Below are 22,592 nucleotides of genomic sequence, written 5' to 3' on the forward strand. Positions count from 1 at the left end.
TCGCCACATATTGCCCGGCCGCGCAATATGTGGCGTACCTCTACGAACACGCGGTATCGCCCCACCTCGCGGCGCGGCTGGAGGGCCCGCCGATCACGCGGGAGCGGATCATCGAGCAGTTCTCGCAGGTTGCCGCGCGGTTTGACTATCTCGTCGCCGAGGGGTGCGGGGGCCTCTTCTGCCCGCTTAACGACGGGGAAAAGCCGCTGCTGCTCGGCGACGTGGCCGCGATGCTCGGACTGCCGCTCGTGATCGTCTCCCCGTCGGGGCTCGGGGCGATCAACGCGGCGGTGCTCACGGCAGAATACGCCGCGAAGCTGGGCCTCCCGGTGCTGGCCGGCGTGATGAACGGCTTCGAGGCGGGAAACCCGCTGCACGAGGACAACCGGGTTCAGATCGAGCGGTTCACCGGGCTTCGGACGATCTGCGTCGCGCGGGACGCGCGGACGATCGAGCTGCCCTGAACGCGGGCGGTTTAACAGCGCAAAAGGGCGGGAGCCGGGGCCATTCGGCCCCGGCTCCCGCCGCAAGGAGTATTTGTCAGTGGTCAGCAGATGTCATGCGGTTTAGAGCGCCTCCGGCCAGACAGTGAAGCTGCCGTCGAGCTTGACCTCGATCATGTAGGGGCCGTCGCTCCTGCGTGCGGCCTCCATGGCGGCGGGGATCTGGCTGGCTTTTGTGACGATGCAGCCGTCAAAGCCGAAAGCCTTGGCGATGCTGAGGTAATCGTAGTCGGGGAACTCCACGCCGATGTAGCGGCCTTCGCCCATCTTGAAGAGCTCCTCCTGCTTGATGTTGCCGAAGGCGGAGTCGTTTACGAGCAGTACAGTGACTGCGAGCTTTTCCCGCGCGATGCTCTCGAGCTCGCCCAGCGTCATGCCCAGCGAGCCGTCACCGATGAGCGCGACGACCTCCCTGTCGGGCGAGGCCTCCTTGCAGCCGAGCGCCGCGCCCAGCGCGAATCCCATGTTACCGTAGTTGACCGGCTTCATGTAGGCGGTGCCCTTCGGGAAGGTGGTGTAATGGGTCCACGCGCCGGGGTTGCCCGCGTCCACACAGAAGACAGTGTTTTCCCGCAGGGACTTCTCCAGCTCGCGCTGGAGCGCGATGGGCGGCACGGGAGTACGCTCGGTGTCGGCAATGGGACCGGAGAGTAGCTTTTCCTTCCACGCGGCCTTGCGGGCGAACATCTCATTCCGGAATTCCGGCGTGCCCGCGAAGCCTTCGAGCGCGGCGAGCAGCTTTTGGAGCGACGCCTTGGCGTCGCCCACGACGCCCGCAGCCACCGGGTACTGGCGACCGATCTGCTCGGGGAGAATGTCGAACTGGACAATGTTTTTGGGGGTAATCGACCAGCGGTTGGTGCTGATAGCGGTGAGGGAGGAGCCGATCAGGATGACGCAGTCGGCCTCTTCGATGCACGCCTGGGTAATCTGCGTGCCGTGGCGGGAACGGGCCCCCAGAAAGTTTTCAAACGATTCGTCCACCGCGCACATCGCGTTGTAGGTGCAGACGATAGGCGCGCAAAGCTGTTTGGATAGGCGCGTCACCTCGGCGGCGGCGTGGGACAGCTTGACGCCGTTGCCGATCCAGAGCATTGGCTTCCTGCTGGCGCGGATGACCCGCGCAGCTGCCTCGATGACAGCGTCGCTCGCGACGCTGTCGAGGCGCACGCAGTAGCTGGCCGGGTCCGCCGGGACGTAGGGAGCCTTCTGATTCTCGATGACGTCGCGGTAGAGGTCCACAACCACCGGACCGGGCCGGCCGGTCTTGGCGGTGCGGTAGGCCTCGCGCATAGCCCAGGGCAGGACGGAGATGTCGCGGACGGGGATATATTTTTTGCAGATGCTGCCGAAGAGCAGCTCATGGTCGCTCTCCTGCGCGTCGCCCCGGCTCGCGTCGGCAAGCCGGTTCTGGAAGACCAGCGCAATGACCGGGCTGGAATCCCGCAGTGCGCCGCCAAGGCCTGTGATCAGGTTGGTGGCGCCGGGACCGGTTGTGGCGAGGCAGATGCCCGGCTCGCCGGTCAGCCGTCCCCAGCCGTCCGCCGCTGTGGCGGCGCCGTTCTCATGGCGGGTGTGGACAAAGCGCATCCCCGGGACGTCCTGAATGGGATCGGTGACATAGAGGGTTTGCCCCCCGGGGACACCGAATACCACTTTTGCGCCAAACTCTTCCATCACTTTGACGACCAGCTGGCCGCCTGTATATTGTTTGCTCATGCCGGTTCCTCCTCCGTACAGGATCACAACTATTTGATACAATAATAATACTATTTTGCTTACAAAATGTCAATTATATATATTTTATTTTCTAAATCTTTGGCAAAAGGGCAAAAAATAACATCCTGATTAACAGGAATAATATAATAAAGATACAATTTTAGCAAAGGTTCTGGAAAGCTCCGCCGTCGTAAAGGGCTGCCATTGCCTCGTGGTCCGCGAGAAAACGCTGATAGAGTGCGTCGTACCGCGCTGCGGTCTGGGGGCGCGGCGCGAATTCGGCTTCGACACCCGGACGGGGCAGTTCGGAGAGGCTGGTCCCTGCCGCCTGCATGGCCAGCATGCATGCCCCGGCAAGGGAGGCCTCCTTGACCGCTGCCCGGAAGACGGGGAGGCCCAGCACGTCCGCCTTCATCTGGAGCCAAACGCTGCTGGCCGCGCCGCCGCCGATGGCGAGTACCCGCCGGGCGGCCAAGCCGTTTTCTCGCACGAGGTCGAGGACGCGCCGGTTGGCGTAACAGTTGGCCTCCATTATCGCCCGGTGGAGATGCTCCGCCCGGTGGCAGGAGCGCAGTCCCCGCACCGTCCCCTCCACTGCGGGCCGCCAGAAAGGGGTGCGTTCCCCTGCGAGCGTCGGCAGGAAGGTGACTCCCTCGCTGCCCGGCGGGACCGCATCGGCCAGCGCGTCCAGCTCCGGGAGCGGACGGCTTCCCCCCAGCAGGTCGCGGGAAAACCAGTCGAGTGCGCCGCCATACATGCCCATCGGTCCGCCGATGAGCCAGCGTCCGGCCGCGACGTGGGGATTTACGAGCAGCCGCCGGGTGCGGTCCCCGCAGGGGTGCGCCTGCACGGCGAAAAAGACGTCGGTGGTGCCCATCACGCTTACGACATCCCCTTCCTCCAGGCCGCCCGCGCCGAGGATCCCGGTGGAGCCGTCGACGCTTCCTACCGCGACCGGCGGGGCCTGTTGGAGCCCTAGCTCGCGGCAGAGGGCGGGGGAGAGGGGCGCGAGCGCCGCGCCGGGGACGGACAGGGGCGGCAGCTTTTCCCGATCGAGCTCCAGGGCTTCGATGGCACGGGTGCTCCAGCGGCCCGCCTCCACGTCGTACAGCAAAGTGTAGGCCGCCGTGGTGGCGTCGGTGGTGAACACGCCCGTCAGTTTGCCGTTGATAAAATCCTTGAGGGAGAGGAAGGCCGCTGTCCGCCCGTAGGTTTCCGGATCGCAGGCCTTTATCCGCGCAAATTGGAAGCAACCCGACTCGGGGGCGGGGGCGCGGCGGCAGACCCGGTAGACCTCCTCCGCGTCCCAACGGGAGGCCGTGAACTTCTCCGGACAGGCGTGCATATAGGTGAAGCAGGGGGTGACGGCGTTTCCGCATGCGTCCGCCCCCACCCAGCCGAGCAGGGCGGAGGCCGCCACGCCCGCCAGTTCCCCTGCGCCGGAGGCCGCAGCCCTCATAAGCCCGCGCAGCAAAGCCCACTCCGCCTCCGCGTCGAAGAGGGCGGGCGCGGTGCGCCTGGCCGTCTCGAGGCGGAGGATGCGGAGGGTTTCATCGATGAGCGCCGCCCGGACCGAGCTGGTGCCCACGTCGAGGATCAGGTATTGTCTCATGGATGGTTTTCCTAACGGCGCAAGGTCATGGACAGTTTGTAGCGGTTGGCCACATAAAGGCTATCCGAATACTCGATGCACGCGCCGCTGTCGAGAAAGGTGGTGCGGCTGACCTGCAGCATGCAGGAGAGCTCAGCCAGCTCGAGCAGCGCGGCGACCCGGTAGTCTGCCATACGGGCCTGGATCTCCTGCATCGCGTCCAGAATCTTGAGGCCGTATTCCTTTTCAATAATTTCGTAGAGGGAGGTGTTCACCAGCTTCTGCACGTCCAGGTCGGGGCAGAGCCGTACTGGCAGGTAGAGCAGCTGGTAGCAGAGGGGCTTGCCGTTCGCGTAACGGAGCCGCTCGATCTTGTAGAGGCTCTCCTCGGGGGAAAGCTTCATCGCTTCGCCCACCTTTCCCTCGGCCCGCACGATTTCGGTGTCGAGGATAAAGGAGGAGCATTTGATGCCCGCCGCCGAAAGCTGCTCCTTGAGCCCGCCCAGCCTGTTGAGGCTGCGGGGCACCGATTCGCATACGACGCGCGCGGTCTTGCCGTGGCCGCGCTCGAGCACGCCCTCGTCGATCAGCTCCTTGATCGAGCGGCGGATCGTGACGCGGCTCGCCCCGTACTCCTCGCACAGGCTGTTCTCGGTCGGGAGCACGTCTCCCGGTCGGTAGACGCCGGTATTCACCTTGTTCTTGATGCTTTCTTTGATCGTAAAATACAGCGGACGCTTGCTTACCTGCGTTTCCATCCTCATCGCTCCTGTCTCTGGCGGATTCGCCTGCCCCCGGCAATACAAAAAAGGAAGATCGTATTGTATTGGCCGTGGGGATATTATATTTAGATTATACCATATTTTTGGGGATTTCCCATACAAAACTGGGGCGAAAAGGAAATTTCCGGCAGTCCGGCGCGGGAGAGTCAGGATTTCCCGAGAAAGATGCCGTTGGGGTCCGCCTGCTCGCGCAGGATACGCAGCTCCTCGTCAGTCGGTTCGGGCGTCGTGGGGATGTCGTCCGCGATGTTGGGGATGGAAAAGCCGGTGCTGTCGACAACCTCCTGCTTGGAGACGCCCGGGTGGATCGATTTGAGGCAGATGATCCCCTCCTCGTCGAAGTAGAAAATGCATTTCGGCGTATAGATGTATTTTGGCCCCCCGCCGGTAAAGCCGAGCTTCCTGCGGCCCTCGGCCCCGCCTGGCCAGCCCACGCCGGAGATGTAGTCGACCTTTTCGACAAAGCTGCGGCGCTCGTGGTTCGGCATCATGATGTATTCGCGGCCGAAGCAGGAGAAATGCTCTGGCAGGAAGATCGGCCCAACCAGCTCCACCTTGGGACGGCGCACGTCGCCGATGCAGGTGCTGTTGAGGTTGCCCTCACGGTCCACCTGCACGCCGCTGCCGAAGCCGAAACTGATGTCTCCCGCCCTGTGGTGCCACTGCTCCGGCCAGCCGGGCATCTGCGCCTCGCTGGGCAGGTCGACCAGCACCTGCTCGTACTCCGATTCGGGGAGGGTATGTAGCTTTGCGACATCGGGGTTGAAGTAGACCCCCGACAGCAGGATGGTCAGGTTGGGGGCGTGGGTGCGCTGGGCCAGCTCCATGGCGGCCATCGGGATGCAGGTGATGTAGGTGGTGGCGGCCTTGCCGGTGGCAAGGCCGGTGAAGCCAACCTCGCCGTCCTCGATCGTATGGGCGAGGTCGACCGCCAAAAGCTCTTCCAAAGTATAGCGTCCGCTCATCGATACCCGCTCCTTTCCAGCGCCTTTACCTGCTCGGTTCCCACAAGCTCCAGATACTGCGCGAAACTGCTTACGCCGTAGACGTATTTGTCGAGGTATTCCTGGAAGCCCTCCTCGGTCTGGCAGGCGTCCGCGTAGAGCTGCAAATGCAGCTCATCGGTCGCGACCACATCGAGGTCCATCGTCGGGTGGCTTCCATGGGGCACGTGGGTGACCGAAAGGGTGCGGAAGGAGGGCACGGTGGTGCTCTGCGGGCTGCGCATGATCTCCTCGGTGTCCACGAGGTGCTCCACCGTGGCGATCACCCGCTTGCACGCCCGCGAAACGGTGATGTCCACCGACTGCGGATTCATGCGGCGGGGCTGGGTCTGCAGGTTCCCCCATTTGTCCCCCTTCCACATGTGGATGAGTGCCACGTCGGGGTCCGCCGCGGGCACTGCCCACATCTGCCGCCCGGTGACAGGGTCGGGGAAGGGGATAATCTTATCGTTGTACTTCACAATGTCGCTGCCGCCCAGCAGGTAGGTTGGCCAGAAAGAGAGGCCCTCCTGGCTGGCGCGGAAGCGGTCCCAGCTGATGAGCTCAGGAAAGTGCGTGATTTTGAGGGCGCCCGCCTGCGCTGCGCGGCGGAAATTCTTTGCGAGGCCGAACTTTTCGAGCCCCATGTAGCTGGTTTCCACAGCGTCGACGCAGCCCGCGCCGACCAGCATGTCTACCTCGATCGAATTGGCCACTCCGACGATGGTGAGGTGCCGCAGCCTCGCCCGGATGATCTCATGGGTCAAGGCCATGGCCTTGTTGTAGACGGCAAAGCCGCCGAACGCGACCCGGTCGCCGTCGTGGATCTGCTTTACGGCATCCGAAGGGCCGCAAAGTTTTACTGTGCGCTCCGCCAAAATGCTCACTCCTTCCTGTCGGTTTCGCTGCCCAGCCAGTCCCGCAGGACCTCTTCGGTGTGCTGACCCAGCGTGGGCGCGGGACGGCTCAGGTCGAGCTCGCTCTCCGAAAAATCGAAGGGCGCGCCCATCATCGTCATCTCCCCCATGACCGGGTGCCGGAGCTTCACGAGCTTGCCCCTGTGGTGGAGCTGGGGATTTTCCGCCACGTCCCGGAGGTTCTCCACCTTGGCCGAGACGATGCCCGCCGCGTCGAGGATGTTCCGCAGTTCGTCCAGCTCGTGGGAGGCCACCCACTCGGCGACGATCTCCTCGATCTCGGCCGCGTGTTCGAAGCGGACCTCCTGCTTGGCGAACCGTTCGTCCTCCAGCAACCATTCCATCTCCATGGCCTTCACGAGCCGCAAAAAGTGGGACTGGTTTCCGGCGATGATCATCAGCACCTCGCCGTCCTTCGTCCGAAAGCAGTTGCCCGGTGCGGTGTAGCGGTCCCGGTTGCCGACGCGGCCGGTGACGTGGCCGGTTGCACAGTAGTCGGGAATGCCGGTCAGCAGCAGGGAGGCGGCGCATTCGAGCAGGGAGAGCCGGATGTGCTGGCCCCGCCCGGTCGAATGGCGCACATGCAGCGCGGAGAGCGCCGCTACCGCCGCGTAAAGGGCGGTCGCGTAGTCGACCGCGTAGGTGCCGTACATCATCGGCATGCCGTCCGGCTCGCCGGTGATCGACATCAGCCCGCTCATCGCCTGCACCGCCGCGTCGAAGCCGGGCTTGTCCCTGTAGGGGCCGTCCGCCCCGAAGCCGGTGATGCTCACCATGATGAGGCCGGGGTTGTGTTTTTTCAGTTCATCGTAGTCGAGCCCCATCTTTTCGATGGTGCCCGCCTTGAAGTTTTCGATCAGCACGTCGGCCCGGCAGGCCAGCCGGAAGAGCTTCTCCCGGCCTTCTTCGCTGCGGAAATCGAGCTCGATACCGCGCTTGTTCCGGTTGACGGCGAAGGTGTAGAGGCTCTCCCCCTTCACAAAGGGGGGGAGCACGCGGGTGTCGTCCCCGCTGCCCGCCTTCTCCGCCTTCACGACGTCGGCGCCGAGGTCTCCCAGCACCATACCGCAGTAGGGTCCGGAGATGAAGCGGGAGAGGTCGAGGACCCGGATCCCTTCGAGGGGTGCGTTCATAGGTTCATTCCTTCTTTGCATCGTTTTCGCCCGAGGCTACATCATATTGGGCGCGAAGGTCTGCGGAATCCACAGCACGATCTGCGGCACAAGGATGATCAGCAGGATGATCGCGACCACCGCCGCGGTAAAGACGAGCGTGGGCTTCATGACCTTCTGGAGCGGGGTGTGTCCGATCTTGCAGGCCAGCAGCAGGCAGAGGCCGAAGGGCGGCGTGATAAGCCCCAGCGAGAGAGTGACAACGACGACGACGCCCATGTGGATCATGTTGACGCCCAGCGCCATGCCGATCGGCGCGAGAATGGGGGCGAGCATGATGATGGCAGGGGTCGCGTCCATGAAGCAGCCGACGATCATGAAGATGACGAAGGTGATCAGCAGGAAGGGCAGCTCGCTGTCCGCGACGGAGAGCACCATCCCCTTGACCGCGTCGGGCACGTGGTAGACCGACATCATGTAGCTGAACACCATCGCGATGCCGATGCACATGGTTGTGGCGGAGGTGAGAGCGGCGGTCTTTTTCACGGCGCCCCACAGGGCCTTCAGCGTAAGGGAGCGGTAGCAGGCCGCGAGGAGCAGCGAATAGACGCAGGCGACGACCGCCGCCTCGGTGGGGGTGAAGAACCCGGCGGTAATGCCGCCGATCAAGATTATAGGGGTCCCCAGCGGGGGCAGTGCCACCCAGATCGTGTGCAGGGCTTTTATGATTCCCATCTTCGCCTCGCGCGGATAGCCGTATTTGAGCGCGTAGACGTAGGAGATGAGCATCATCGCGAGCCCGATGATCACGCCGGCGGAGAGCCCCGCCAAAAAGAGCGCGCCCACCGAGATGCCGACGGTGGCGGCGTAGATGACCGCGATGATGCTCGGCGGGATGATCTCGCCCAGCGTGGAGGAGGCGGCCGTAACCGCGATCGTAAAGTCGGGGGCGTAGCCCTTCTTGATCATGGCGGGGATGAGGATGCCGCCGATACCCGCCGTATCGGCGGAGGAAGAGCCGGAGATGCCGGCGAAGATCATGCTGACGAGCACGTTCACGTGGGCGATGCCGCCTCGTATCCGCCCGACGATCGCATAACAGCATTGGACGAGCTTGTCCGTGATGCCTGAGATGTTCATGATCTCAGCGGTCAGGATGAACAGCGGGATCGCCAGCGTGGTAAACCCGCTGAGCCCCGAAAAGGTCCGCTGGACCAAAACGAGCGGGGTCTGGCGGAAAGTGTTGAGCAGTACGACGATCGAGGAAAACCCGATCGCATAGGGTACGGGGACCGAAAGGAAGATCAGTCCCAGCATGAGCAGCAGTAACAGCAGGGCCATGGGTTCCATCAGTCCAGGCCTCCTTCCGTGTCGTGGGCGACCTCGGCGGGAGGAATGACGCCCAGATGTTCAAGCAGCATTTCAAAGGTAAAAAAGACGGTCAGCGCCCCGCCGATGGGATACGAGATATAGACGAAGATAAAGGGCAGATGGGCGGCCACGGAGGTTTTTCCCAGGCCGGACTGTACAAAGCGGATCCCGTAGAGCAGGAAGACCGCCCCCACCACCAGCACCATCAGGTCGATCATGCAGAGGAAAAATTTCTTATATTTGACCTTATCGATGAAGAGCGGGATTACGAAATGCTCGCCGCGGCGCACCATCAGGGGCGCGCCTACCATCGTAAGCCACATGAAACAGTAGACGGCGATCTCCTGGGTCCAGGTGCTGGTGACCTTGAGGATATCGCGGCAGACGACCTGTACCAGCACGCAGAAGATAATTCCGATCAGGAAAACCGCCGCGATAACCTCCGCGCAACTTTGCAGCTTGTGAGAAACTTTATGCAAGGTAAGCCCTCCTTTGCAGCGGAAAGAATTCGGGCAGGGTCCGGGACGTCCGTCCGGAGCCCTGCCCAAGAGATTTCGGATTCAGACGGTCAGTACTGCTGGACCTTTTCGAGCAGCTCCGTCAGGCCGTACTGCTCGCAGAACTCCTTGCGGACCGATTCCGTCGCGTCGATCCATGCCTGTTTGTCCGTCAGCTCGCAGACCTGGGCGCCGTCGCCGAGCATCTCTTCGAGGTCATTGGCGGAGTTGGCGCGTTCGCTGGTGACAAATTCATCCGCGGCCGCCTGCCCGCACTCCTTCAGGATCGCCTGCTGCTCCCCGGTGAGCTGGGCCCACTGGTCTGCGCCGATGTAGAGCGGGTGGCAGTTGATCTGGTGCTCGGTCTCAATGATGTAGGGGCAGCACTCATACCATTTCTGGGTGATGAGGGTGGACATCTCGTTCTCCGCCGCTTCGGCGACGCCGGTCTGCAGGGCGGAATAGGTCTCGGAATAGGCGATTACGGTGGGCAGCAGGCCGAGCGCCTTCCAGGTGGCAACGACGATGTCCGACTGCTGCACGCGCATGGTGATGCCGGCCGCGTCGCCTAACGTCTTGATCTCCTTGTCCGCGATGAGGTTGCGCGTCGCGCCCGAGCCGTTGCCGAGCACCACGATGTTGCCCTTCTCCTCGAGGACCTGGTTGAGCTGCGCGATGTCTCCGCCGTGGACGAACTGGTCGCGGGCCTCGGGACTCGAGAAGACGTAGGGAAGCGCCACAAAGCCCCACTCGGGCACGTTGGCGCTCACCGCGCCGTCGCCCGACCAGACGATGTCGACGCTGCCGGTCTGCACGGCCTCCCACAGCTCGTTTTCATTGCCGAGGGTCCCATCGGTAAAAACGTCAATCTCAATGGAGCCGCCGGATTTTTCCTTGACCATTTCGGCAAAGGATTTGCTGGCTTGGGCGCAGGCGGTGTTGGAGGATACTTCGATGGCCATGATCAGCTTGACGGGTTCCGCTGCGCCGCTGGCCTGAGGCGCGGACGGATCCGCGGCAGGAGCTGAGGGGGTGCCGGACGGGCTGGAACCACATCCTGCCAGCAAGGCAAAGCACAAAGACAAAGATAATACAATTGCGAGGGCTTTTTTCATAAACGAGACTTCCTTTCCTTGTTTTTGCTAGATTATATTCAATTTTTCCATATTGTTATAATATCATTTAATACAATAAGATGTCAATTATGGATTGCTATTAAAAATCTTGTATTATTTTGTTCATAATGAACATGCACAAAAAAATCCCATCCACGCCTGCGGGATGGGAAAAAGGGACGTGTGCTCCGCCGCAAAAACAGAAAAGGCCCCGCCAGTTTGGCGGGGCCTTTTCAAATTCAATTCCATTGATATTCACCGGCGGAAATGGTTTTGATGGGACTTCCGTCAACGGATTCCGTTCCCACCGAAATCAGCTGGCTCGTTCCGGTCTCGGCAACCCAGCCGTTCTTGATCCGGTAGCCGGTAACCGATACCTGATCGGACACGTCCACATCCTTCAGCGGATCGGAAATGTAGACCCGGTATTCATCGCCGTTGACCCGATAGATCCGGAAATCGAAATCCGTGGAGATTTTCAGGGATTCGGCGAGGTGTTTTTTGATGTCGTCGCCGAAATTCGGCCCGGTGGAATTGAGGGTGTTTCCCGGGCGGCTGCTGAAATAGCGTTCGATGGACAATTGAAGGAGGTCCAGGATGTTCTTGGTGTCGGAGTTGATCGTCTCCACCGCCGTCATCCCATGCTTGGAGCACCGGACCCTGATGCCGCCGTCCGCTTCGGCGGCGATGCTGTAAAAGCCGCCGGAGGGGCAAATTCCCCGATAACCGGAAGCGGTGGATTCGGCGCCCATGGAGTCGGTCATGATTTTTTCGACCGTGTCGGGAGTGAGCGCCTGGTTCTCCACGACCGCGTGGAATTCGAGCGTCCGGGTGGTCGTGGTGAGGTTGGCCATGCAGGCCGTCTTCCGGGCGGACTCCAAAAAGGAGGAAAACATGGGGGCGGCGAGGGCCAGGAGAACGCCGATGATGGCGATGACGACCACCATCTCGATCAGGGTAAAGCCTCGACGATATTTCATTTTCACACGGCTCACCGCCTCAAAATTTCCGATAAAAAGATGATTTACTGCTATTATATGACTTCCTCCCGGATTTGTAAAGCGGCGGCCGGAGAGACGGACGCGCCTATGCGCGGGACAAAGAAAATCCCTGCGAACCGTAAAGCCGGTTTGCAGGGATTTATCGTGGTGGAGACGAAGGGGATCGAACCCTCTACCTCTTGAATGCCATTCAAGCGCTCTCCCAGGTGAGCTACGCCCCCACGGTCATGGTGACCCATCGGAGATTCGAACTCCGGACACCTTGATTAAAAGTCAAGTGCTCTGCCAACTGAGCTAATGGGTCGATGCTGCGGTCGCAGGCACTGTGTCTGTACGACGCTTGATTATTATAGCAAAACAGGGACAGCTTGTCAACTATTCGGGGCGAAATTTTTACAGGGAAAGGGATTCGACAGGAAAAGCCCCGTGACAAACCGGGGCCGATTTGGTAAAATGGGACCAATGGCTGAAAGGGGGTGCGCGCATGGACGCGGGACAGATGGATATCCGGATGCTCCGGGGGGTGGGGGAGACCCGCGCGCGCACGCTTGCGAAGATGGGAATTGCGACGCTGGAGGACCTGCTGCTGCACTATCCGCGCGGCTACATCGACCTCTCGGCGCCCTGCGGGATCATGGACGCGCCGCTCGACCGCCCCTGCGCGGTGCTCGCCACGGTGGTAAAGAAGTCGGGGGAGATCCGCGCGCGGGGCGGGCTCAGGATGTACAAGGCGACCGTCGCGGACGACAGCGGCGAAATGGAGCTGACCTTCTTCAACACGAAGTACGCGGTGGATTCGCTCGACTACGACGCGGCGTATCTCTTATACGGGCGGGTGGAGGGCAATTTCCTGCGCCGGGAGATGCGCGCGCCGCAGATCTTCCCGCCGCGCGCCGACCAGCCCTTTTTCGCGGTCTATCCGCTGACGGCGGGCGTCTCCGCCCGGACCTTTTCTGGGCTGGTGGAACAGGCGCTGCGGCTCTCTCCAGTCCTGCCCGAGCGGATTCCGGCGGAGATCCGCGCCGAATACCGTCTGGAGGGGATCGCGAAAGCGGTCCGCGCCATCCACCGGCCGCAGAATCCGGACGAGCTCGAAGCGGCCAAGCGGCGGCTCATCTTTGAGGAGCTCTTCACGCTGGCCGCGGGGGTCGGCCTGCTGCGCACCCGCACCCGGGCCGCCGCCGCGCAGCCGATGGCGCCGCACTCGATGCAGCCCTTCTACGACGCGCTTCCCTTCACGCTGACGGGCGCGCAGCGCCGCGCGATCGGGGAATTGACCGCCGACATGCAGAAATCCGCCCCCGCCAACCGGCTCGTGCAGGGGGACGTCGGCTCGGGCAAGACGGTGGTCGCGGCGGCGGGGGCGTATTTTGCCTTTCTTTCGGGCGCGCAGTCGGCGATGATGGCCCCCACCGAGCTGCTCGCGCGGCAGCATTACGAGGGGCTCTCCCCCCTCTGTGAACGCTTGGGGATGCGGGTGGGCCTGCTGGTCGGATCGATGACGCCCGCCAAAAAGCGCGCGATGCACGAGGCGCTCGCGGCCGGGGAATTCGACCTCTGCATCGGCACCCACGCGCTGCTCTCACAGGGGGTGTCCTTTCAAAACCTCGCGCTCGTCATCACCGACGAGCAGCACCGGTTCGGGGTGGCGCAGCGCGCCGCGCTCGGCCAGAAGGGCCGGCACGTCCACACGCTCGTCATGTCCGCGACCCCCATCCCGCGCACCCTGGCCCTGATGATCTATGGGGAGCTCGACGTTTCGGTGATCGACGAGCTGCCGCCCGGACGCAGTCCGGTGCTGACCTACAAGATTTCCTCGGGCAAGCGGGAGCGGGCCTTCGGGTTCATCCGGAAGCACCTTGACCGGGGGCTTCAGGCGTATATCGTCTGCCCGCGCGTCGAGGCGGGGGAGGAGGACGCCGGCCTGCGCGCCGCGACCGACTACATGCTCGAGCTTTCGGGCGGGGCCTTCCGGGGCTACACGGTCGGCCTCCTGCACGGGAGGATGAAGGCCGCGGACAAGGAGCGCACGATGGCCGGCTTCCAAAGCGGGACGGTCCAGTTGCTCGTTTCGACCACTGTGGTCGAGGTTGGGGTGGACGTGCCGAACGCGGTCATCATGATGGTGGAGAACGCCGAACGGTTCGGCCTGAGCCAGCTGCACCAGCTGCGCGGCCGGGTCGGGCGCGGGAAGGAGCAGTCCTACTGCATCCTGCTCTCCGACAGCACGAGCCCCGAGACGCTCGACCGTTTAAAGACGATGTGCGGGACGAACGACGGGTTCGCCATCGCGGAATACGACCTGCGCGCCCGCGGGCCGGGCAACTTCCTCGGGCAGCAGCAGCACGGGCTGCCGCAGCTGCGCATCGCGGACCTCGCGACCGACGTGGAGGTCGTGGCCGAGGCGCAGCGGGCCGCGAACCGCGTGCTGGAGGGCGACCCGGCGCTGGAGAAGCCGGAGCACGCGGCGCTGCGCGCTGCCGTCGGGCGTCTGATGGACTCGGTGGGGGAGCGCCCAAACTGAAGCGGACCGCGCTGTCCGGACAAAAACAAACCGGGCGGCGGGGCCTTTGCCCCGCCGCCCGGTTGATATTGCTTATTTCTGTTTGGACTGGTAGATCGCGTAGGCGTCGCGGGCGATCATGAGCTCCTCGTTGGTGGGAATGACCCACACCTTCACGCGGCTGTCGGGGGCGGAGATCTCCTCCTCGGCGCCGTGGTTGACAGCGTTTTTCGCCTCGTCGAGCTGGATGCCGAGGAATTCCATGTTGCGGCAGACCTCCCGGCGCAGGTCGGGGGAGTGCTCGCCGATGCCGGCGGTGAAGACGACCGCATCGAGGCCGTTCATCGCGGCGGCGTAGGAGCCGATGTACTTCTGAATCTGGTAGTTGAGCATGTCGATCGCGGTCTGCGCGCGCTCGTTGCCCTCGGCGCAGGCGTTTTCGACGTCGCGGTGGTCGCTCGAAACGCCCGAGATGCCGAGCAGGCCGGATTTCTTGTTGATGACGTTATGTATGCCCTCCAGGTCGAGGCCCGCCTTCTGGGCCATCGGGAGCAGCAGCGAGGGGTCGATGTCGCCGCTGCGGGTGCCCATCATGAGGCCGGCGAGGGCGGTGTAGCCCATCGTCGTGTCGACCGACCTGCCCCCGTCGACCGCGCAGAGGGAGGAGCCGTTGCCGAGGTGGCAGGAGACGATCTTGAGCTCCTCCACCGGCCTGCCGAGCAGCTTGGCGAGCCGCAGGGAGACATAGCGGTGGCTGGTGCCGTGGTAGCCGTAGCGGCGGAAGCCGTAGTCCTTGTAATAGTCGTAGGGGATCGCGTACATATACGCCTTGGGCGGCATGGTCAGGTGGAAGGAGTTGTCATAGACAGCGACCTGGACCTTGCCGGAGAAGGTGTCCTGGCAGGCGCGGATGCCGGTGAGCATGCCGGGCAGGTGCAGGGGGAACATCTCGGTGGTGGCCTCGATGTCCTTCAAGACCTCGGGGGTTATTTCATTGGAACAGGGGGAAACGCGGCTGAACGCCAGACGGTGGCCGACGGCGACGATGTCGTCGATGCTGTCGATGACCTTGGTCTCGCCCGAAAGCAGCAGGTCGACGACCCGGTCGAGCGCGGCCTTGTGGTTGGGCAGGTCGGTCTCGACGACCTTCTTGCTGCCGAAGTACTTGTAGGTGATCTTGCCGCCGTCGATGCCGATGCGCTCGCAGTTGCCCGAGACGAGCACCTGTTCGTTCTCCATGTCGATGAGCTGGTACTTGAGGGACGAACTGCCCGCGTTGACCACAAAGACGTTGTTCATCCGTTTGCCCGCGTTGACCACATGCACGTTGTTCATGATAGCTTGCTCCTCCTTATTCTGCCGCCCGCCGGATGATCCCCATGGGGGTCTGCTCGCTGCACTGGCCAAGCGGGTTGTCCTTCAAAATTCTGCAGAGCAGGCCGCGGTCCATCTTCCTGTCAGAGGTGCCGAGAATCTGCCCTTCGAGGTCGTTGATGTCGGTGATGGCGACCGGCGTGCCGCCGATGCGCCGGGAGATCTCCGCCGCCACCTCGTCGGGGCGGTCGGGGCCGAGCACGACATAGTGGTTGTAGGGCGGCAGCGTGAAGTCGCACGGCCCGTCGATGCTGCGCGCCTTGTAGCCCGCGATGTTGTAGAACCACCCGCGGATATGGAACAGCTTGCCCACGGCGGAGACGGCTGCGGCGAAGAGGATGCGGATGGTGCCGCACTCCCGGAGCGCCATCTCCATCGTCTCGGGCATCGCGAGCCCGATGCCGTAGGGGGTGCGCAGCACGAACCGGCTGAGGAAGCGCGCGAGCGGGCGGGGATGGATCTCCTCGAGCGGAATGGCGCGGCGCTGGGTGCAGGCGACCGCCTTCTCGGTGATGAAGACGATGTCCCCCGGTTCGGTGAGCGGGGAAACGTATTTTTCCACCACGTCGCAGATGTTGTCCTGGTCGGTGATGACGTGCGTCTTGATGCACAGCCGCCGGTAGCCGGCGCCGTCCACCTCGATGACCTCGTTCTTTTCGGGGTTCACAACGTAGCCCGCCGGGGTCTCCTCTTTTGCGGTCTCCGCCGCGGGCGTCTCCTGCGCGTCCGGGGTCTCCGGCGCGGCGTCCAAAGCGGCATCCTCCGGCTGCGCGCCGATGGGCGCGGTTTGTTCGTTCGACATATTGACCATCCCTTATCTTAAATTACCTGTTTATTGTGAGGTTCAATCACCAAGATTATACAACGTTTCCGCCCGTCCGTCAAAGGGCGCGGCCCTATCCGGCGGGGACAAACTGGATTTCGTCGGGATAGAGGATTTCGCCCTCTTGAAGCTCCGCACCGGGGCGGAGGAAAAGGTCCGCGCCAATGTCCCATCCAAAACCGTTTTCCCCGTCGGAAAGCGCATAGGCGCCGTCCGGAAGCGTCAGCCAGACGCAGGGATTTTCGAGCCGGCCGGCTTCGGACTTGAAGCAGGCGGCAATGTAGCAGCCCACGGGGATATCCGATTTGATGAAAAAGGGTACCCTTACGCTTCCGCCGTTCGTTTGGGGCGGGGAAACAAGCAGACCGCCGAGATGAAAGACATCCTGCGCCGGCGGGACGGAGACATCCTCATAGCCGTCCGCACCGTTAAAAGCGAGACGGTAGCCAAACGCGCTGTAAAGCCTGTCGGGCAGGCCGAAGCTGCTGGTGTCCAAAAGCAGGTACGTCCCAGAAGATGCGAATCCGGCCCGCCGGTAACCGCTGTCCGGCTGGGAATAGAAAAGGTAGGCGGGCGCGGGCGAATTCCCGAAGTACATGACCTGCGGCAGGGCGGAGACGATATAGTCCTCCTCGCCGTCGCCGTTCACGTCGCCCGTCGCGATGTCGTACTGCATGAGCGGGAGCACCTCGGGCCCAAACTCCTCGGCGTACCCGTTGAGGAAGAATTCCCGCGCCTCCTCCGGAAGCGAAAAGCCCGCCGGGAGGTTGTCCGGCCCCGCCTCGTATTCCTGGGGGACGAGCGTCAAAACCACATGGTCGCTCTTCCACTCGAGCGATTCGAGCGCCACGGGCGGCGGGGGAGCTTCCGTTTCCGAAGAGGCGGGGGCCGAAGCGGCCTTCGGGGCCTCTGCGCTTTCCGGGGCGGTGCTTTCCGGCGCGCCGCAGGCGGAGAGCGCGAGCGTGAGGATCAGGGCGCACACTGCGGACGCCTTCATGAAAATCCCTCCCATCAGGCGGCTTTCCGCGCGGCGAGCGAGCGGTCGCGCCAGACGCACCAGGCGGTGATCGTGGCGATGACGACCACGCCGCCCACAAGCGCGAAGACGCCGGGACGCTCGCCGGTGAAAAGGAAGACCCACACGGGGTTCAGAAGCGGTTCGATCGCGCCGAGCAGCGAGCACATGAGCGCGGGGCAGTCCCTGACGGCGATGCCGTAGAGGACGTAGGGGATGCCGAGCTGGACGACGCCGAGAGCGAGGATGCTGAGGACGGCGGGCATGGTGACTGGGGTGTCGAAGACGAACATGAAGGGGATGCCCGCGGCGGCCGTGAAGAGGTGTCCGAGCAGAATGCCGCTCATGCGGCTCTCCTCGTCGGTGTTGCCGGTGATGATATACATGCAGGCCATCGAGAGGCCGGCGAAGATGGCGACGAAGTTGCCCAGCAGGTTGCCGGGCGCGAGCTGGTCGAGGAAGAAGAGCGCGATGCCGCACATCGTGACCGACACGGTGATCACGTCCGCGCGGGAAAATTTCTGGCGCAGGAAGATCACCGACAGGATCAGGATGAAGACGGGCGCGGTGAACTGGAGCACGATGGCGTTCGCCGCGGTGGTGAGCTTGTTGGCGGAGACGAAGGCGAGGAAGGTCAGCGACAGGAACACGCCGCTCACGAGGGAGGCGCGGTTGAGGCGCAGCCGCTGCTTTGTGGCGCGCAGGTAGATGACGACGCAGCCCGCGGAGATAAGGCTTCGCCAGCCGGCGATGACGAGTCCGTTCCAGGGAATCATTTTGATGAAGATGCCGGCGATGCTCCACAGGGTTGCGCAGACCAACATCAGGAGAATCGCGCGCTGCTGCGCCTTTTGGGAACTCATGGGGAAGACCTCCGTTTCAGTGATTTACAACAGTATCTATCCTAGCGTAAAAAAGCCGCAAATACAAGGCCCTTATTCAACAAATTGCTTTATTTTACGGGAAAAACTGTGTATAATAGTTCCTATCATCATCCGTTGAAGGAGCGCCGCATGGTTTTTGCAAATCTGCTGTTCATCTACCTGTTCCTGCCGCTCAATATCCTCTTTTACTTTCTTTCCAGGAAGATCGTCTACCGCAACCTCGTGCTGGTGGCGTTCTCCTTCCTGTTCTACGCCTGGGGCGAGCCGGTGTGGTTCCTGCTCCTGCTGACCTCCGCCGCGTTCGACTACATGCACGGGCGGCTGATCGAGCGCTGCCGGGGCACCTGGGCGGCGAAGGCGGCGCTCGCCTCCTCGCTGACGCTCAACCTCGGGCTGCTCGCCGCCTTCAAGTACAGCGGCTTTCTCGTCCAGAACCTGAACGCCCTGCTGGGCACCGCCTTCCCGGTGCCCGCTTTCGCGCTGCCCATCGGCATCTCCTTCTACACCTTCCAGACGATCTCCTATGTCGTCGACGTCTACCGCGGGGACGCGAAGGCGCAGCCCAACCCCGTCTATTACCTGCTCTACCTGTCGATGTACCACCAGCTGGTGGCGGGCCCCGTCGTCCGCTACGCCGACGTGGCGCGGGAGATCACCTCGCGCAGGACCGACGCAGTCTCCTTTTCGGAGGGGCTGACGCGGGTCTGCTTCGGGCTGGCCAAAAAGGTGCTCGTCGCCAACACCGCGGGCTCCCTCGCGGATAAGTTCCTGCTGGCCCCCGCCTCGGGCCTCTCGGTCGGCGGGGCGTGGTTCGGCGCGGCAATGTTCACCTTGCAGATCTACTACGACTTCTCCGGCTACTCCGACATGGCCATCGGGCTGGGGCGGATGTTCGGCTTCCACTATAAGGAAAACTTCAACTATCCCTATGTCGCCCGCTCCGCCACCGAGTTCTGGCGGCGGTGGCACATCTCCCTTTCGAGCTTCTTCCGGGACTACGTCTATATTCCGCTCGGCGGCAACCGGAAGCACCAGTACCTGAACCTGCTGGCCGTGTGGCTGCTGACCGGGCTGTGGCACGGGGCGAGCTGGAACTTCATCCTCTGGGGGCTCTACTACGGCGCGTTCATCGCGCTCGAGCGGCTCTTCCTCGGGGACCTGCTCGACCGGCTCCCGGCGGCGTTCGGGCACCTCTACCTGCTGTGCGTCGCCACCACCGGCTGGGTGATCTTCTACTTCACCGACCTCGGCAGGCTCGGCGGCTACCTGTCGGTCATGTTCGGCCTTTCGGGGGCGCGCGGCTGGGACAGCAGCGTCCAGATCACCCTGCTCAACAACGTCTTCTGGCTGGCGCTGGCGGTATGCTTCTGCATGCCGGTCGTCAAATGGCTCAAGCGGACGGTTTCCGAGCGGCTCGACCCGGGGAAATCCGCCGTCCTGCTGGCGCTTTCGCCCGCGCTCTGCTTTCTTCTGCTCATCGTCTGCACCGCGCAGCTGGTCGGGCAGAGCTACAATCCCTTCCTCTATTACCGTTTCTGACCGGGGGAACCCCGGTTTTCCGGAGGCTTTATGGATCAGTACCGCAAACAAAACTATGTCTACCGTCCCGCGCCCAGGCGGATCGCGCGTCCGCGCGGCCCCGAGGAGGAGCGGGAACGGTATTACGCGCTCATCCGCCACCGCATCGAACCGGAGCGGCTGCGCAGGCTGAGCTGGGTAAGCATCGCCGTGCTTTGCGGGACGCTGCTCGCCTTCTTCCTCGGCTCGCTGCTGGTCCCCAAGCCCGAGCGCTCCGCGGTGGAGAAGCGCGACCTCGCGCGCTTTCCCGCCTTTTCGGCCGAGGCGCTGAGGAGCGGGACGTTCACGCGGGACATCGAGACGTGGTACGCCGACACCTTTCCCTTCCGCGACGCGTTTGTGGGCCTTTCCGCCGTCGTGGACGAGGCGCACGGCGTGCGCGTCGACGACGTGCGCATCGTCGCGCCCTCGGGCGGCGAGGCGCAGGACCTTCCCGACGGCTCCGGCCAGCCGCCGTCCGCCGCGCCGCAGGAGACGCAGCAGGCGTCCTCCGCGCCGGGGGAGTCCTCTTCCGCGCCCGAAACGCCGCTCGGCGCGTCCTCCGCGCCCGAAACGCCGCCGCAGCCCGCGGACGACGGAGCCGCGCCCGGCGCGATCAACAACGGCACCTTTGTCTACAGGGGGATGGCGATGTCCCTCTTCGGCGGCAGTCCCGACAGCGGAAAATGGTACGCGCAGGTGCTCAACACCTACCATGAGGAGCTGCCAGGCGTACAGATCTACAATATGATCATCCCCACGGCGATCGAGTTCTACGTCCCGGACAAATACCGCGACCTCACCCAGTCGCAGAAGGCGATGATCGACCTCGTCTACGGCAGCCTCGACCCGGCGGTCAAGACCGTGGACGCCTATTCGGCGCTGGGCGCGCACACGGACGAGTACATCTACTTCCGCACCGACCACCACTGGACGGGGCTGGGCGCCTATTACGCCTACCGGGCGTTCTGCGAAGAGGCGGGGCTCACGCCCAGGGAGCTGAGCGATTTCGAGACGCGCAGGCTCGACGGGTTCATCGGAACGATGTATTCCCAGACGCAGGACACCACCCTGCTCAAAAACCCCGACTATGTCGACTACTATATCTTTAAGCAGCCCTACGAGGCGCAGCGGTTCCCGGTGGATTCCCCCTACAGCGGGGTGGACAGCACCCTCTGGGGGGAGTACGCGCAGAGCCCCAACAGCTATTCCGTCTTCCTGCACGGGGATTTCCCCCTCGTCCAGGTCAAGACGGGAATCGGCGGCGGGCGGAAAATCCTTGTGGTCAAGGAGTCGTTCGGCAACGCCTTCGCGCCCTTTTTGATCAACCACTATGACGAGGTGTATATCGTCGACCAGCGGTATTTCCAGCTCCCGCTCGTCGACTTTATCAAGGAACACGGCATCAACGAGCTGGTCTTCGCGAACAATTCCTTCGCGGTCTGCACCCCCTACCACATCCAGTGCATCGACAACATGCGCCACCAGATATTCGTCCCGCGCGCCCTCCGGGCGGACGCCCCCAAGGACGCGGAGGCAGTGGAGCCCGGCGAGGACGCACAGGAGCAGGAGGAGCAGGAGCCGCGGGACGAGGGGGACCGTGTCCGCAGGCTGCGGCCGCGCGGCGAATAAAGGAGGGGAACCGGCATGAAAATCGGGAGACGCGCGCTGGCGCTCATCCTTGGCCTGGCGCTGCTCTGCTCCTGCGCGCCGGCGGAATCGGGACCGCAGGAATCCGAGCCGATGCAGGTCGCGCGGGTGCTGACCCTCCTGGTGCCCAACACGCTTGACCAGGTCGTGCTCGAGCAGGCGGACGCGTTCGCGGCGGACGCCGCGCGCCTGAGCGGCGGCCGGCTCACGATCGACGTGCGCACCGGGCAGGAGCCCGCCGACGCGCTCACGGGCGGGGAGGCGGACCTCGCCTTCCTGCGCAACGCGCAGATGGCCCAGCTCGACGAGCGCTTTTCGACCTTCGCGCTGCCCTTCCTCTACGACGACCAGCGGCATCTGAGCCTTGCGCTCAATTCGGAGGAGCTGCTCGGGCGGCTCAACACCGGCTTGCAGCCGCGTGGAATCCGGCTGCTGACCGCCTTCTACACGGGCAGCGCCTTTCTCGTCTCGACGAAGGGGGAGCTGCGGACCCCCTCCGATTACAGGGGGATCGCAGCGGCGCTGCGCACCGACAACGCGGACAAGCTCACGGTCTTTTCCTCGCTCGGCGCGCGGGTGTTGCCCTATTCGGCCTCCGCCATCCCCAATATGCTCGGCGCGCAGGCGGAGCTGCTCCCCGAGGGGGCGGACGGCCCCGCCGAGGAGGTGACGGTCGATACGATCGAGGTGGATACCGGGCAGGCGCTCGCCCTCGAGGCCGACCCCAACACCCTCTTCTTCATCAAGAGCTACCATGCCGCCGCGCCGCTCTGGCTGGGGGCCAACGAGCAGTCCCTCGCCTCCCTCACCGAATACGAGCGCGCGGTGCTCGGCGAAGCCTGCGCCGGGCTGCTCGCCGGGCTTGAGCGGGTCTACACCGAACGGGAAGCGGCGGCGTTCGACGAGCTGCGCGCCCGCGGCGTGGAGATCGTCGAGATCGAGCGCCAGCAGGTGTCGGCGGTGCTCTACGACAGCTCCCGCAGCCTCCCGCCCGACCCCGGGCGGTACCTGCCGCCCGCCTACTTCGACCGCAGGCTCTATGAGATCATCCAAAGCTATTCGCCGCTCTCCTGAGGTTTTTGCCGCTCGGGGAGCGGCGCAGGTTTTAGATTTGCCGCTCATCGGGCGGCAGAGCTTTCACGGGAATTGCCGCCTTTGGCGGCAAGAATCACGAGCGCGTTCCGCCGCGCGCCAC

19 protein-coding genes and 2 tRNA genes are annotated in these 22,592 nt (G+C 63.5%); 5 read left to right on the forward strand and 16 right to left on the reverse strand.

Going from position 1 to position 22,592, the window contains the following annotated elements; all coding sequences use genetic code 11:
- Nucleotides 1-464: dethiobiotin synthase (locus RDM88_RS05475; protein WP_308753863.1), on the forward strand; the 464-nt coding region annotated here is incomplete at its 5' end.
- Between the two features lie 102 nt (nucleotides 465-566).
- On the opposite strand, the gene RDM88_RS05480 is transcribed toward RDM88_RS05475, so the two are convergent.
- The 12 genes from RDM88_RS05480 to RDM88_RS05535 all read right to left on the reverse strand — a co-directional run bounded on the left by RDM88_RS05480 (nucleotide 567) and on the right by RDM88_RS05535 (nucleotide 11,895).
- Complete coding sequence (locus RDM88_RS05480) at nucleotides 567-2,222, reverse strand: thiamine pyrophosphate-binding protein (RefSeq protein ID WP_308753864.1); 1,656 nt, start codon at nucleotides 2,220-2,222, stop codon at nucleotides 567-569.
- A gap of 160 nt (nucleotides 2,223-2,382) precedes the next feature.
- Nucleotides 2,383-3,834 carry an FGGY-family carbohydrate kinase gene (locus tag RDM88_RS05485; RefSeq protein ID WP_308753865.1) on the reverse strand — a complete coding sequence of 484 codons (1,452 nt, stop codon included), beginning with the start codon at nucleotides 3,832-3,834 and terminating at the stop codon, nucleotides 2,383-2,385.
- Nucleotides 3,835-3,845: 11 nt separating this feature from the next.
- A complete protein-coding gene (locus RDM88_RS05490) occupies nucleotides 3,846-4,571 on the reverse strand; it encodes a GntR family transcriptional regulator (RefSeq protein WP_308753866.1) in 726 nt (241 codons plus the stop codon).
- Between the two features lie 170 nt (nucleotides 4,572-4,741).
- The gene (locus RDM88_RS05495; RefSeq protein ID WP_308753867.1) at nucleotides 4,742-5,560 is read right to left on the reverse strand and encodes a hypothetical protein; all 819 of its coding nucleotides are present in this window, start codon (nucleotides 5,558-5,560) and stop codon (nucleotides 4,742-4,744) included.
- Nucleotides 5,557-6,456, reverse strand: coding sequence for a CoA-transferase (locus RDM88_RS05500; protein WP_308753868.1), 900 nt, complete (start codon nucleotides 6,454-6,456; stop codon nucleotides 5,557-5,559). Before RDM88_RS05500 ends, RDM88_RS05495 begins: the two co-directional genes overlap by 4 nt.
- Before the next feature lie 5 nt (nucleotides 6,457-6,461).
- Nucleotides 6,462-7,628, reverse strand: a complete 1,167-nt coding sequence (locus tag RDM88_RS05505; RefSeq protein ID WP_308753869.1) for a CoA transferase — start codon at nucleotides 7,626-7,628, stop codon at nucleotides 6,462-6,464.
- A gap of 36 nt (nucleotides 7,629-7,664) precedes the next feature.
- Nucleotides 7,665-8,957 carry a TRAP transporter large permease gene (locus RDM88_RS05510; RefSeq protein ID WP_308753870.1) on the reverse strand — a complete coding sequence of 431 codons (1,293 nt, stop codon included), beginning with the start codon at nucleotides 8,955-8,957 and terminating at the stop codon, nucleotides 7,665-7,667.
- On the reverse strand, nucleotides 8,957-9,457 hold the full coding sequence (locus RDM88_RS05515; protein ID WP_308753871.1) for a TRAP transporter small permease: 501 nt from the start codon (nucleotides 9,455-9,457) through the stop codon (nucleotides 8,957-8,959). Before RDM88_RS05515 ends, RDM88_RS05510 begins: the two co-directional genes overlap by 1 nt.
- An 89-nt stretch (nucleotides 9,458-9,546) precedes the next feature.
- Nucleotides 9,547-10,437 carry a TRAP transporter substrate-binding protein gene (locus RDM88_RS05520; RefSeq protein WP_308753872.1) on the reverse strand — a complete coding sequence of 297 codons (891 nt, stop codon included), beginning with the start codon at nucleotides 10,435-10,437 and terminating at the stop codon, nucleotides 9,547-9,549.
- A gap of 392 nt (nucleotides 10,438-10,829) precedes the next feature.
- Entirely contained in the window at nucleotides 10,830-11,570 is a 741-nt protein-coding gene (locus RDM88_RS05525) for a prepilin-type N-terminal cleavage/methylation domain-containing protein (protein ID WP_308753873.1), read from the reverse strand.
- 166 nt (nucleotides 11,571-11,736) lie between these two features.
- Nucleotides 11,737-11,812 (reverse strand) — tRNA-Ala (locus RDM88_RS05530).
- Nucleotides 11,813-11,819: 7 nt separating this feature from the next.
- A tRNA-Lys gene (locus tag RDM88_RS05535) sits at nucleotides 11,820-11,895 on the reverse strand.
- A gap of 180 nt (nucleotides 11,896-12,075) precedes the next feature.
- On the opposite strand from RDM88_RS05535, the gene recG reads away from it, so the two are divergent.
- A complete protein-coding gene (gene recG / locus RDM88_RS05540) occupies nucleotides 12,076-14,115 on the forward strand; it encodes an ATP-dependent DNA helicase RecG (RefSeq protein WP_308753874.1) in 2,040 nt (679 codons plus the stop codon).
- Nucleotides 14,116-14,187: 72 nt separating this feature from the next.
- On the opposite strand, the gene RDM88_RS05545 is transcribed toward recG, so the two are convergent.
- The 4 genes from RDM88_RS05545 to RDM88_RS05560 all read right to left on the reverse strand — a co-directional run bounded on the left by RDM88_RS05545 (nucleotide 14,188) and on the right by RDM88_RS05560 (nucleotide 18,169).
- Nucleotides 14,188-15,429: an acetate kinase gene (locus tag RDM88_RS05545; protein WP_308753875.1), complete on the reverse strand. Its 1,242-nt coding sequence runs from the start codon at nucleotides 15,427-15,429 to the stop codon at nucleotides 14,188-14,190.
- 16 nt (nucleotides 15,430-15,445) lie between these two features.
- Complete coding sequence (locus tag RDM88_RS05550; RefSeq protein WP_308753876.1) at nucleotides 15,446-16,270, reverse strand: coenzyme F420-0:L-glutamate ligase; 825 nt, start codon at nucleotides 16,268-16,270, stop codon at nucleotides 15,446-15,448.
- A gap of 94 nt (nucleotides 16,271-16,364) precedes the next feature.
- Nucleotides 16,365-17,288 (reverse strand): hypothetical protein, encoded by a 924-nt coding sequence (locus RDM88_RS05555; protein ID WP_308753877.1) that lies wholly within the window; start codon nucleotides 17,286-17,288, stop codon nucleotides 16,365-16,367.
- A gap of 14 nt (nucleotides 17,289-17,302) precedes the next feature.
- The gene (locus RDM88_RS05560; protein ID WP_308753878.1) at nucleotides 17,303-18,169 is read right to left on the reverse strand and encodes a DMT family transporter; all 867 of its coding nucleotides are present in this window, start codon (nucleotides 18,167-18,169) and stop codon (nucleotides 17,303-17,305) included.
- A gap of 150 nt (nucleotides 18,170-18,319) precedes the next feature.
- On the opposite strand from RDM88_RS05560, the gene RDM88_RS05565 reads away from it, so the two are divergent.
- The 3 genes from RDM88_RS05565 to RDM88_RS05575 are packed head-to-tail and all read left to right on the forward strand — an operon-like array spanning nucleotide 18,320 to nucleotide 22,471.
- Nucleotides 18,320-19,729, forward strand: coding sequence for an MBOAT family O-acyltransferase (locus RDM88_RS05565; protein ID WP_308753879.1), 1,410 nt, complete (start codon nucleotides 18,320-18,322; stop codon nucleotides 19,727-19,729).
- Nucleotides 19,730-19,759: 30 nt separating this feature from the next.
- The gene (locus RDM88_RS05570) at nucleotides 19,760-21,379 is read left to right on the forward strand and encodes a DHHW family protein (RefSeq protein WP_308753880.1); all 1,620 of its coding nucleotides are present in this window, start codon (nucleotides 19,760-19,762) and stop codon (nucleotides 21,377-21,379) included.
- Nucleotides 21,380-21,394: 15 nt separating this feature from the next.
- On the forward strand, nucleotides 21,395-22,471 hold the full coding sequence (locus tag RDM88_RS05575) for a hypothetical protein (RefSeq protein WP_308753881.1): 1,077 nt from the start codon (nucleotides 21,395-21,397) through the stop codon (nucleotides 22,469-22,471).
- The last annotated feature ends 121 nt before the right edge of the window (nucleotides 22,472-22,592 follow it).

Source organism: uncultured Anaerotruncus sp. (genome assembly GCF_902490045.1).
Classification (GTDB): domain Bacteria; phylum Bacillota; class Clostridia; order Oscillospirales; family Ruminococcaceae; genus Anaerotruncus.